Genomic DNA, 11,685 nt, shown 5'->3' on the forward strand with positions numbered 1-11,685 from the left:
GTCTATCGCGACCGTGGCGCCACCTGCGTTCGAGGCGGCTTAACAGCATGCAAAAATGCCGGAAACCTCCTGACGTTGCGGGCATTGCAACTTGTCTGATTGGCATTCCGCTACGACGGGTTTACAGATGGTGAGCCGCCGAAAAAGGGTGGCCGGGTGTCGAAAACCCGCGACGCAAGATGTTGTTTACGCTTGCCAGCCGGCGTCACCTTGCGTGGCGCCGGCTGGCAATCCGTCTGCCGGTCATGGCGGGCGGAGCGTGGGGGCTTTCGGGTCCACCGGTTTCGTCTTGCGTCCCGGTTTTCGAGCCACGTCTCCGTCCGCCACCTTTGAGTGGCGGCTACCGTCTGTCCTGCACGGAGCCTTGCCATGAACGCATCGGATTTCCCCCATCTGCACGCCTACCTCGGCCCGGCAGACGCCGACGAGGACACGGAACCGTCGCCAGCGCTTGATCCCACCACGTTGGTTGCGACCCTGCGGCGCATCGGTACCGGCGCCGCCGCTGACGGTCAGCCGTGGCCGGAGCGGCATCAACTTCCCAGCCGGTGCATGGCGCTGGCCGATGCCGATTGCGCGCTGGCCGGGCTGCGCGTGGTGCAGGAGGTCCTGCTGGCCGCCGAACGCACCCGGCAGAACGGCGCGCCGGAGGAGTACGTCGGCGACCGGGTCATGGAAGGCCTGATGCTGGCCTGCCTTGCCTTGTGCACGCAGGCAAGCACACGACTGCAGCCGCAGCTGTAACGGATGTTGCAGCGTCAGCTTCCCCGGCAAACGGGGTCAGATCCCTTTTCCGGAGGAAAAGGGGTCTGACCCCTGTCCGCTCATTACGGCACTGCCGCCGTAACGATGATCTCAACCTTCCATTCGGCGTGCGCAAGCTTGGCTTCAACCGTGGCGCGGGCCGGGGTCGCGCCCTCCACCACCCACTCGTCCCACGCCTTGTTCATGCCCTCGAAATCGGCCATGTCGGCCAGGAAGATCTCCGCACGCAGCACGTGCTGGCGGTCACTGGCCACCAGCGCCAGCAGCTTGTCGATCTCGGCCAGCACCTGCCGGGTCTGGCCGGTGATGTCCTGGCTGGTGTCTTCCGGAATCTGGCCGGAAAGGTAGGCGACCTTGTTGTACACGGTCATCTCGGACATGCGCGGTCCGACGTCGTAACGCTCCATCATGGGCGTGGCTCCTGCGGGTGGTCTGGACTGCATTCTCACCCAGCCGGCGTTGGAAGTGTGTGCCCGGTGCGGCCACTGGATACCGCCACCACCAGCACAGCGGCAGTGCTGGTCAAACGGCGTGGACAGGCGCACGATGCGCCACGCCTGCGTTGACACCGCCCTCGCCCTTTCTGACGCACCCTTGCGCCGATGACCGCACCCACCGATTCCACTGCCTCCCCTTCCACACCGACCTGGAAGCGGGTCGTCACCATCGTCGTCCCGCTGCTGATCCTCGCGCTGGCCCTGCATGRGCTGGCCGGCGAATTCGACGAGCATGGCTACCGCGCCATCCGCCAGGCCTTCCGCGAGCTCAGCGCTGCGCAGATCGCGCTGACCGTGCTGCTCGGCCTGGCCAGCTACGCCTGCCTGATCGGCTTCGATGCGATCGGCCTGCGCCGCAGTGGCATCCGCGTGCACCCGGCACGGATCGGCATCACCGCCTTCCTCGCCCACACCCTGGGCCAGACCGTGGGCTTTGCCGCCCTCACCGGCGGCGCAGTGCGCCTGCGCGGCTACCGCAGTGCCGGCCTGGATCTGGCGCAGATCGGCCAGGTGGTGCTGATGAGCACGCTCGGCTTCATCTTCGGCGCGTGGCTGCTGATCGGCGTTGCGCTGTGCATGGAGCCGGCCGCTGCCGCGCTTGCGCTGCCGCTGGACCCCGGCGCGGTGCGCGTGGTCGGCATCGTCGCGCTGCTCGCCTATGCGGCCACCTTCGTCCTGGTCGGCCGCAACGGTCGCCAGTTCCGCATCTTCAGCCATGGCCTGTGGCTGCCCGACCGGCGCACCATGCTCGGGGTCACCGTGTTGAGCGTGGTTGAACTGGTCCTGGCCAGTGCCGCGTTCTATGTGCTGCTGCCCGATTCCACGCCGACCGGCCTGCCCGGTTTCGTCGGCCTGTATCTGGTCGCCGTGCTGGCCGGCCTGGTGTCGACGGTACCGGCCGGCCTTGGCGTGTTCGAGTGGAGCCTGCTGAAGCTGCTGCCGCAGGTGGCGCCGGCTGCAGTACTGGCGGCGGCATTGATCTACCGCGTCAGCTACTACGTGCTGCCGCTGCTGCTGGCGACTGTGCTGGCCCTGGCGCCCGCGCTGCGGCAGCCGCTGCAGGCCAGCGCAGGTGCCACCCGCGCCGGCTGGTACGCGCTGCGTCCGTGGTTGCCGCAGATCATCGCGCTGGCCGCCTTCAGTGTCGGCGCCGCGCTGGTCATCGACGGCACCCTGCCCACACCGCGACGGCACCTGATCAATGCCTCGCTGCCGATCCTGGAAACCTCGCACCTGATCGGCAGCCTGGCCGGCGTCGCCCTGTTGCTGATCGGCCAAGGCCTGGCCCGCCGCAGCCACGCGGCCTGGATGCTGGCGATGGCGATCTGCGTGATCGCACCGCTGCCGATCTGGCTGCGCGGTGGCCAACCGCTGATCGCCTTGTCGGCGTTGCTGGTGGCGATGGCGCTGTGGGCAGCACGTCGCGAGTTCTATCGCCAGGGCGCGCTGCTGGACGAAGCCTGGTCGTGGCCATGGCTGCGCAACCTCGGCCTGGTGCTGGTGGCGGTGACGTGGCTGCTGTTCTTCACTTACAGCCACGTCGAATACCAGAACGAGCTGTGGTGGCAGTTCGCCGTGTCCGGCAATGCGCCGCGCGCGCTGCGTGCACTGCTGCTGGTGGCGATGGCGCTGGTGATGTTCGGCCTGGCGCGGCTGCTGCACAGCACGCGCAGCCCGCTGCCGCCTGCCGACGACGCAACCCTGCAGGCGCTGGCACCCGTGCTGGCTGGTGCCACCGACACCCAGGCCTGCCTGGTGCTGACTGCCGACAAGGCGGTGCTGCGCGATGAGCAGCACAAGGGCTTTGTGATGATGCAGCGCTACGGCGGCTCGCTGATCGCGATGGGCGATCCGGTCGGGCCACCGGAGGTGGCGCGCGCACTGATCTGGCGCTTCCGCGAAGAAGCCGACCGGCTCGGACTGCGCCCGGTGTTCTACCAGGTGGGTGAGGCGTATTGGCAGACCTATCTCGATCTCGGCCTGGGCCTGGTCAAGCTGGGCGAAGAGGCCATGGTGCCGCTGCACGACTTCGGTCTGGAAGGCCGCGAGCGTGCCGACCTGCGGCAAGCCTGGAACCGCGGCAAGCGCGGCGGGCTGTCGTTCCGCGTAGCACCGGCGGAAGAGATCCCTGCCCTGCTGCCACGCCTGCATGCGATTTCCAACGCCTGGCTGGAGGACAAGTCAGGCGACGAGAAAGGCTTCTCGCTGGGCAGCTACGACCCGGACTATCTCGTGCGTTTCCCGATCGCCCTGGTCGAAGCTGAAGGTCGGATCGTGGCCTTTGCCAACCTGTGGCAGGCACCGGCAGGCGCCGAACTGTCGGTGGATCTGATGCGTCATGTCAGCGATGCGCCGAAGGGCACGATGGATTTCCTGTTCATCGAGCTGTTCCTGTGGGGCCGCGCGCAGGGCTATGCGCGGTTCTCGCTGGGCATGGCACCGCTGTCCGGCCTGGCCCAGCACCGCCTGGCCGGTCGCTGGAACCGCCTGGCCGGCCTGCTCGCACGACACGGCGAGCGCTTCTATGGCTTCAGCGGCCTGCGCAGGTTCAAGTCGAAGTTCGATCCGCAGTGGCGACCGCGCTACCTGGCCGCGCCCGGCGGCATGCACCTGCCGGCTGCACTGCTGGATGCCACGCGGCTGATCTCGCTGGACCCGCGGCGCAACTGACGCCCCGATCCGCCGGGCATGGCCCGGCGCTACCTGATGGATCGTCCGCACGGGTAGCGCCGGGCATGGAATTCAAAGTCGGCATTCCTGCCCACCGACAGCAGCACGATGCGTTCGAGGCCGGCGCGGGTGCCTGCATCAAGCTGGTTGATGGTGGCCGGCAGCACGTCGGCACCCTGCGAGAAACCGATCAGCATCACCTTGTCGCGCTGCCATTGCTGGCGGTAGTGGCCGATGATCTTCTGCAGATCGACAGCGAATCCCTGCGGCGTGCGTTCGCTCCAGAAATAACGCAGCGAATCGATGCCAACCACCGCCACGCCATGTTCGGCCAGGGCGCCGGCCACGTCCTTGTCCAGGCCGGCCCAGCCGCCATCGCCGGAAACGAACACCGCCAAGGTGTCACCGCTGCCCTGCGCCGGCACTTCCACTACCGGCAGCCCCTTCAGGGCATCCGGCGGCGGTGCCAGCGCGACCCCGGCCTGTGCGCCGATCACCCGCGCGGCGGCCACCAGCCCCGGTGTCGCATCGCCAGCGGCGGTGCGCTTGAATTCACGCGCCATTGCAACCTGCTGCACGAACGGGCCAGCGCTGTTGGTCGAACACCCCGACGCGCCGGCCGCGTTCAACCACGGGAAATTCAGTTCGCTGGGCTGCAGGCGGTCGTGCTTCACGCCATCACCGCAGACCATGCGCTCGTGCACATGTGCCGGGCAGAATCCCGAGGTCAGCAGGCCGGCAAAGACCTGGGTGTCGGCCTGCGCTGCCAGTGCATAGGCCAGTTCGGCGCCCTCGCCGCTGCCGCCGACCAACGGCAGGTGATACCCCGGCAGATGCAGGAACGCCTGTACCCAACGCGAGAAATTCTCGACATCGCCCGCGCCGAACGCGCAGCTGCTGTTGCCTTCGCGCTTGAGCACGCCACGCAGGTGGGCCACATCCACCGATGCGACCAGTGCACCATCGGCGCGCAGCGCTTCAATCGGCATGCGGCTGTCATCGGCATCGGCGCCGTCATGGAACCAGATCACCACCCGTTGCGGTGCCCCGGCCGGAACATGCACCGGCACCTGATCGAAACGTCCATGGCTGACCTGCTGCACTGACGCCACCGCTGGCACCGCCGCCAGCGCCAACACCAGTCCCATCGCCCTGCCCAGCCCTGCACGCATCGTTTCGCATCCCGTTGGAATGCGCACACGATACGCCGCTGCTGCGTGCACGGCACGTACCGGTACAGGCGCCCTGCAATCGGGCAGGTGGTTGATTCAGCGGGTGCCGGCGGCACGCCCGCGGCGATACAGCGCCAGCGCCAACCACAGCAGCCAGCCGACGATCACCGCGATCACCAGTTYCTGCCCCAGCCCACGCGGTGGGCCACCGCGCCACAGCACGTGTACCCACAGCAGCACGAAGGCCAGCCAGGCCCAGCCCCACAACAGCGCCGCACTGCCTCGCCAGCCCGGCTCGCGGCGCAGGTACCAGGCCTGCAGCAGCATGCCGACGCTGGCGCACAGGAAGGCGGTATTGGCGGCCAGGCCGTGGATCAACGGCGCCAGCAACGGCGTTGCCGCGGGTAGCCAGCTGTCACCGATGGCGACGGTGGCCAGGCCAACGGCAGCCACGCAGAACAACAGCGGTGCCGCTGCGCTGCGCCGCGGCCCCACGCTGTGCCGATACAACGCGATGCCGAGCACGGCGATGGCCAGTGCCAGCAGGCAGTAGGCGCTGCGTAGCGCCAGGCCCCACGGCCCATGCAGGTACAGGCTCAAGGTGGCCTTCACCCAATCCAGATCGGCCCGCGCGAACTGCGTCCACAACGCGGTCGCCACGAACAACAGCAGTGCCACCAGCGCCAGCGTCGCGGCCGGACGCGCCCGCGTCATGGGCCAGCGTCCGGATGCCGTGCCAGCCACTCAGCCAGCGCCTTGCGGTAACGCTGCAGCTCCTCGGCATACAGGTCGAGCACGCACAACGGGCAGCCACTGCCGCAGCACTCGTTGGGACCGGGTTCTTCCGGGGGCAGTGGACGGGGATCGGCAGGAGTATCGGAGACGGTCACGGCTGCAAACAACACCACGCAATGGCAGGTGGGTAGTGTAGCGGCGCGCTCAGGCGCCCAGTTGGCGGCGCAGGTTGGCTCGTGCGGCGGCATCAAGCTGTTGGTCGAAAAAGTCGCTGAGGAAGATCCGCGGCGCGCGCAGCAGCCCCTGCAGGAAGCGGCGGCGTCCGGCGCGGTACAGGAAGCCCGGCACCACGCCTTTGTACTCTTCGGCCACGCCGCGGTCATACGCGGCAAACACCTCCTCGGGTGCCGCCAGGATCGCCATGTCGCAGTCGAGGAACAGCGCCGCTTCGGCATCGACATCGGCCGGGCCCAGCTCGCCATGGCGGGCGGTGAGCAGGATCAACTGCTCGACCCGGCCGGCATCGACCGATGCCAGCTCGGGCCAGTCCGCGATCGCCTGCAGGGCCAGCGCGGCCGACCTGGCCTCGTTGTCCTTGCGGCCGGCCTGGTAGATCGCATCGTGGTACAGCACTGCCAGATAAACCTCGGCCAGCTGCTGCCAGCCCGGACCTGCAGCCACCTCCTGGCAATGCTGCAGCACCGCGCGCACATGGCCGAAGTGGTGGTAGGCGCGCGGTGGCGTCGCATAGGCATCCTGCAGTGCCTGCCAATGCGCGGGAGCGAGAGTCAGCGGGGCGAAGTCCATGCAGGGATGATCCCGCCCTTGGCACCGCCGGGCAAGCTGGCTGTTTTTTCACCAGCCACTCACATCCCGTGCCGGGCAAGGGCGCAGGGCAGTTGTCCACAGGTTTGTCGCGTGCTGGTCCACACCGGCTGTGGACGAAGCGCAGCGCTGACCGCCGGTGGATGCGGACCGCCACGCGCGGGTCTACACTGGCCGCAGGCGGGAGCGCCCGCCGCTGCCGGAAACCGTCATGCGCCGTCTTGCCGCCCGATGCTTTCTCCTTCCACTGCTCGCGCTCGGCGCGCCAGCCCTGTCCGCGCAGGATGCTCCAGCCGCTGCGCCCGCCATCCCGACCATCTCCACCGTAAAGGTCACCGCCGCCAGCGTGCCGACACCCGAACAGGTGCTCGCGATCCCGCCGGCGATGCGCGAGATGCTGCAGAAGCAGGTGATCAGCCGCAGCTACTCGCGCGACCAGCGCCTGCAGGCGCTGGTGGAGATGATCTTCAGCCAGCACGGCCTGGACCTGCAGTACGACGCCGATGCGACCTACACCGTCAGCGAGATCTGGCAGCACCAGCGCGCCAACTGCCTCGCCTTCACCCTGCTGTTCGTCACCCTCGCCCGTGAGGCCGGTATCCAGGCGCGGGTGCAGGAAGTCGGCCAGGTGGTGTCGTGGTACCAGGACCAGGACCAGGGCGTGGTCTACAACGTCGGGCACGTCAACGCCGGCGTGGATGTCGGTGGCCGCTACGGTACGGTCGACCTGGACCGCAACGTGCTGTACGACCGCCACGGGCCGCAACCGATTGGCCGTGAACGGGCGCTGGCGCACTACTACAACAACCGGGGCGCGGAGCAGCTGGCCGATGGCGACCTGAGCGGAGCACGTGCCTTCTTCGATGCCGCGCTGGGGCAGGACCCGGAGTTCGCCTCGACATGGAACAACATCGGCGTGCTCGACAACCGCCTGGGCGATGACCAGGCGGCCCGCACGGCGCTGGACACGGCGTTGCGCCTGGACGGACGCCAGAGTGCAGCGCTGAACAACGCCAGTGCGCTCTATCGCAAGCTGGGCATGACGGCGCAGGCGGAAGCCATGCAGAAGAAGCTGCAGTCGGTGCAGCGCGAGGACCCGTTCGCGCAGTACATGCAGGGTGCCCAGGCCGAACGCGCTGGCGACCTGGACAAGGCGATCACGTACTACCGGCGGGCGGTGCGCCTGTACGACACCGCGCACCAGTTCCACTTCGGCCTGGCGCGGGTGTATTTCCTGACGGGCCGGCTGCAGCGTGCGGACCGCGAACTGCTGCGGGCGCAGGAACTGGGCGGATCAACGCAGCAGGCACGCTACCAGGCCAAGCTGGACAGCCTGGCCCGCTGGCGGGCGCAGCAGGCCAAGCGCTGAGGCGCGATCAGGCCTTCTTGAGGAAGCAGGTCTTCAGCACAAGGCCCTTGATCTTGTCCGAGTTGCCCTCGATGTGCTCGGCATCGTCTTCGACCAGGCGGATGTTGCGGATCACGGTGCCCTGCTTGAGCGGGATTGAGGAGCCCTTGACCTTCAGGTCCTTGATCACGGTGACGGTGTCGCCGGTCTGCAGGGTATTGCCGTTGCTGTCACGCACGACCAGGGTCGAACCGGTACCTTCTTCGGCCGTCCACTCGAAGCCGCAGTCGGCGCAGATCCACAGCGCGCCATCGGCATAGGTGTTTTCCAGGGTGCACTGCGGGCAGGCGGGAACAGAAGACATTGCAAGTACCTCAAAATGAATCAACAGCGGCCATTGTAACCGCCCTGCCTTTTCGTTCATTTTCCGACGTCGGTCCGGACCGGACCTCGCCCCACCCCGCCCGAGGCAGGCACCGGAACTTGCAGCGCGCGGCAAACTCCAGCAGAGTGCGCGGCCCCTGATCGTCCCCGGACCTCCCCATGCGCCTCGGCATCGACTTCGGTACCAGCAACTCCGCCGCCGCCATCGTGCGTGATGGGAAGCTGCTGCCGATCCGCTTCGGCGAGGCCGAGCAGTTCCGCACCAGCGTGTACTTCCCCGGCGTGGTGCCCGACCCGGACGATTTTCAGCTCGACGCCGGGCAGGAACACGAACTGCAGCAGCTGATCGACAGCGCCGCCCGTGCAGCCCGCGCCGCTGGCCAGGAGCGCACGCCACAGGCCCTGCGCCGCGAGGCACTGCGCGCCCTGCGCCGGGAATGGATGGAGGCTCGCGCCGGAAAGGAACGCAGCGCCAGCGACCTGCTGCAGAACGCCGTCTATGGCGACGACGCGCTGGAAGCGTATTTCGAGGAGCACGAAGGCAACCTCGTGCAGAGCCCGAAGTCCATGCTCGGCTACAACCTGCACCCACGCGCGCGGCAGACCATCACCGGCATTGCCGCGCACATCCTCGAACACATCCGCTTGACCGCCAGCGCCCAGCTCGGCCAGCCGCTGCGCAGCGCCCTGCTCGGCCGCCCGGTGCAGTTCCGCAGCTCGATCGGCGAGGCCGGCAACGACCAGGCCCTGGACATCCTGCGCGAAGCAGCCGGCCAGGCTGGTTTCGACCACATCGATTTCCTCGAAGAGCCTGCCGCCGCAGCAATGCATTACCACGCTGAAAGCCGCGATCGCCATCAGGCGGTGATCGTCGATATCGGCGGCGGCACCACCGATATCGCCCACGCCGAAGTGGGCGGCAGCCAGGCCCCGCGCATCCACCGTGCCTGGGGTATTGCCCGCGGCGGCACCGATATCGACCTGGCCCTGAGCCTTTCCGGCTACATGCCGCTGTTCGGCCGCGGCATCACCCGCGTGCCCACCCACCACTACGTGGAAGCGGCCACCGTGCAGGACATGACCCGCCAGCGCGAGTTCCGCCAGCACAACTACGACAACGTCGACGCGCCGTGGGGCGCGCGCCTGCAGGCGCTGCAGGACACCGGCAACACCGCCCGCCTGTACCGCGATGTCGAGCGCGCCAAGATCGCCCTCAGCGGTGCCAGCGAACACCGCAGCACGCTGGATTACATCGCCCGCGACCTGCACGTGGACAACAGCGCCGACGGCCTGGCCGCCGCCGCCCATGGCTACCTGAGCCAGATCCGCGAACTGCTGGCCCAGGTCCGCAGCGACATCGGCGGCGACCCTGACGCGGTGTTCCTGACCGGCGGCATGTCCCGCGCCGGCTACCTGCGGCAGGCCGCTGCCGAGGCGTTCCCGGGCGCCCGGATGGTGCACGGCGAGCCCTCGCTGGGGGTCGTCCAGGGCCTCGCGCTGGCGGCAGCCAGCCGGGATTAACAAAACGTTACGCGGTCTGAGCTACCCTTGGCCGGCTAGAAAACCGCTGCACCTTCCGCTGGCCTCGCCGGTGTGTGTACCCATGGTGCAGCCTGACCCGCCCAGCGGGTCTGGCGACCATGCCCTCTGGCTCGATCATGGTCCGCGTATTACCCGAGCCGCCATCGAGACCCGCTTTGGGCACCCGCCAGGCCCCTGTGGCCGTACAACCTGACGCTGAACCAGCACCCATCGACTGCCGCCGTTGTGACGCGGTCTGTTGCCGGTTGCCGGTCCTGCTGCAGCCCGGCGACCACGTGCCCGGCCAGTTCCTGTCGCGCGACGCTCACGGCCGTGCCGTGATGGCGCGCAACGAGGAAGGCTGGTGCGCGGCGATCGATCCGTATCACCTGCGCTGCACGATCTATTCGCAGCGCCCGGCGATCTGCCGCCAGTTTTCGATGGGCGGCGACGACTGCCGCCGCGAGCGGCAGGACTACCTGCGCCAGGCTGAATCCTGCGCGCTTTCCTCCCCTTCCACCTGACAGGAGCAACCATGCCCCGCAAGGCAAAGACCCCCGCGAAGGCCAGCAACAGCATCCGCAGCGAACGCAAGGGCGCATCCGCCAGCACCGTGGTCAACAGCGACTCGATCGCCTCCGACCTGGCCGCGTTCCGCAAGAGCGGTGGCAAGATTGAAGTTCTCGGTACCACCTGGGCGCTGAAGAAAGCCAGCTGACCCTCCCCCGACCGCGGCGGCGCTGCCGCCGCGGCCTGCCGGGCCGCGCTCAGCGGTCCAGGCGCACCTGCACACTACCCGAGTGCGACTGCACGCGGATATCGCCGTCGCCGCTGCCCAGCCGCGCATCCAGGCTGCTGCCCGGCCCATAGCGCGGCCGCTCCACCTTGCCGGCGTCGCTGTTGATCGACCCGCTGAAGCTGTTCACTGACAGCTGCGCCGACACCGTGCGCGGCAGGCGCAGGCTGACCGAGGCACTGACCGACTCGACGTTGATGCGCCCGCCTGGTGCCAAGGCGGTCGCCGACAGGTCGATGCCTCCGGATACCGTCTCCACCACCAGGCGCTGGATGCGACCGGCATCGACGCCTACCCGGCCAGACACCGTCTGCGCCCCGATCTCCCCGGAAACGCCCCCGCCAGCCTCGATCCGGCCGCTGACCGTGTTGACGTCCAGCCGCGGGGTCTGCAACCGCGCAGTGACATTGCCGCTGACCGTATTGAGCACGCTGTCGCCACTACGACCGGCGGCGGCAAGGTTGCCGCTGACGGTATCTGCCTGCAGCCGCCGCACGTCCACGCCACTGATGTCCTGGTCGGCACTGACCGTGCTCAGCAGCAGCTCCACCGAGCGGGGCACGTTGAGGGTCAAGGTGGCGCCGCCATTGTTGCCGCGTCGCGGATACTCGATTTCCCAGCGCACCCGGTTGGCACTCTTTTCCTGGCGCAGCTGCAGGCCGTCGCTGAGCGTGCCGGTGAGCTGCACGTCATTGCGGTCCCAGCCGCGTACAGTCACCTTGCCAGCGACGTTGCTCAGTTCAATGCGGCCGCCTGCAGCAACATTGTGGCGTTCATCGACGCGTGTATCGGCCAGCGCCATGGCGGGCACCAGCAGCAGGGCCGCGCAGAGAGGGAAAAGGGTTCGCATCGGGGGGTCTCCTCAGGTTGTCAGACCGGAGGCGGCCTGGGCCGCCTGCCGGGTCAGTTCGAGCCGCAGCGCATAGGTCCGCTTGAGCTGTCCAAGCAGGTGCGGCGCACGCGGGTCCTGCG

At 68.2% G+C, this 11,685-nt stretch carries 13 protein-coding genes; 6 read left to right on the plus strand and 7 right to left on the minus strand.

Annotation, left to right across the window (positions count from 1 at the left end; all coding sequences use genetic code 11):
• Positions 1 to 369 precede the first annotated feature (369 nt).
• On the plus strand, positions 370 to 744 hold the full coding sequence (locus AC1VAN_RS05575) for a hypothetical protein (protein WP_025879082.1): 375 nt from the start codon (positions 370 to 372) through the stop codon (positions 742 to 744).
• An 83-nt stretch (positions 745 to 827) separates the two neighbouring features.
• Here the strand turns inward: AC1VAN_RS05575 and AC1VAN_RS05580 are convergent, their stop codons facing one another.
• Positions 828 to 1,175: a RidA family protein gene (locus tag AC1VAN_RS05580; protein WP_025879081.1), complete on the minus strand. Its 348-nt coding sequence runs from the start codon at positions 1,173 to 1,175 to the stop codon at positions 828 to 830.
• 192 nt (positions 1,176 to 1,367) lie between these two features.
• Here AC1VAN_RS05580 and mprF point away from each other — a divergent pair, with 192 nt between their 5' ends.
• The gene (gene mprF, locus AC1VAN_RS05585) at positions 1,368 to 3,932 is read left to right on the plus strand and encodes a bifunctional lysylphosphatidylglycerol flippase/synthetase MprF (protein WP_480985417.1); all 2,565 of its coding nucleotides are present in this window, start codon (positions 1,368 to 1,370) and stop codon (positions 3,930 to 3,932) included.
• Between the two features lie 29 nt (positions 3,933 to 3,961).
• Here the strand turns inward: mprF and AC1VAN_RS05590 are convergent, their stop codons facing one another.
• The 4 genes from AC1VAN_RS05590 to AC1VAN_RS05605 form a co-directional block, all read right to left on the minus strand.
• The gene (locus tag AC1VAN_RS05590; protein WP_480985418.1) at positions 3,962 to 5,104 is read right to left on the minus strand and encodes an AcvB/VirJ family lysyl-phosphatidylglycerol hydrolase; all 1,143 of its coding nucleotides are present in this window, start codon (positions 5,102 to 5,104) and stop codon (positions 3,962 to 3,964) included.
• A gap of 96 nt (positions 5,105 to 5,200) precedes the next feature.
• On the minus strand, positions 5,201 to 5,818 hold the full coding sequence (locus AC1VAN_RS05595; RefSeq protein ID WP_480985419.1) for a DUF998 domain-containing protein: 618 nt from the start codon (positions 5,816 to 5,818) through the stop codon (positions 5,201 to 5,203).
• Positions 5,815 to 5,994, minus strand: coding sequence for an oxidoreductase-like domain-containing protein (locus AC1VAN_RS05600; protein ID WP_033832209.1), 180 nt, complete (start codon positions 5,992 to 5,994; stop codon positions 5,815 to 5,817). The genes AC1VAN_RS05595 and AC1VAN_RS05600 overlap by 4 nt, the downstream gene beginning before the upstream one ends.
• A 49-nt stretch (positions 5,995 to 6,043) precedes the next feature.
• Entirely contained in the window at positions 6,044 to 6,646 is a 603-nt protein-coding gene (locus AC1VAN_RS05605; protein WP_282280591.1) for an HD domain-containing protein, read from the minus strand.
• A gap of 229 nt (positions 6,647 to 6,875) precedes the next feature.
• Between AC1VAN_RS05605 and AC1VAN_RS05610 the strand changes: the two genes are divergently transcribed.
• Entirely contained in the window at positions 6,876 to 8,033 is a 1,158-nt protein-coding gene (locus AC1VAN_RS05610) for a tetratricopeptide repeat protein (protein ID WP_442252108.1), read from the plus strand.
• A gap of 7 nt (positions 8,034 to 8,040) precedes the next feature.
• On the opposite strand, the gene AC1VAN_RS05615 is transcribed toward AC1VAN_RS05610, so the two are convergent.
• Complete coding sequence (locus AC1VAN_RS05615; protein ID WP_025879075.1) at positions 8,041 to 8,376, minus strand: zinc ribbon domain-containing protein YjdM; 336 nt, start codon at positions 8,374 to 8,376, stop codon at positions 8,041 to 8,043.
• Positions 8,377 to 8,555: 179 nt separating this feature from the next.
• Between AC1VAN_RS05615 and AC1VAN_RS05620 the strand changes: the two genes are divergently transcribed.
• The 3 genes from AC1VAN_RS05620 to AC1VAN_RS05630 all read left to right on the plus strand — a co-directional run bounded on the left by AC1VAN_RS05620 (position 8,556) and on the right by AC1VAN_RS05630 (position 10,635).
• A complete protein-coding gene (locus tag AC1VAN_RS05620; protein ID WP_025879074.1) occupies positions 8,556 to 9,917 on the plus strand; it encodes an Hsp70 family protein in 1,362 nt (453 codons plus the stop codon).
• 230 nt (positions 9,918 to 10,147) lie between these two features.
• Positions 10,148 to 10,441: a YkgJ family cysteine cluster protein gene (locus AC1VAN_RS05625; protein WP_051501656.1), complete on the plus strand. Its 294-nt coding sequence runs from the start codon at positions 10,148 to 10,150 to the stop codon at positions 10,439 to 10,441.
• Positions 10,442 to 10,452: 11 nt separating this feature from the next.
• Entirely contained in the window at positions 10,453 to 10,635 is a 183-nt protein-coding gene (locus AC1VAN_RS05630; RefSeq protein WP_025879072.1) for a hypothetical protein, read from the plus strand.
• Between the two features lie 49 nt (positions 10,636 to 10,684).
• Here the strand turns inward: AC1VAN_RS05630 and AC1VAN_RS05635 are convergent, their stop codons facing one another.
• Positions 10,685 to 11,563 carry a DUF4097 family beta strand repeat-containing protein gene (locus tag AC1VAN_RS05635; protein ID WP_032977119.1) on the minus strand — a complete coding sequence of 293 codons (879 nt, stop codon included), beginning with the start codon at positions 11,561 to 11,563 and terminating at the stop codon, positions 10,685 to 10,687.
• Positions 11,564 to 11,685 lie beyond the last annotated feature (122 nt).

This window comes from Stenotrophomonas sp. 05L44_2 (assembly GCF_056665995.1).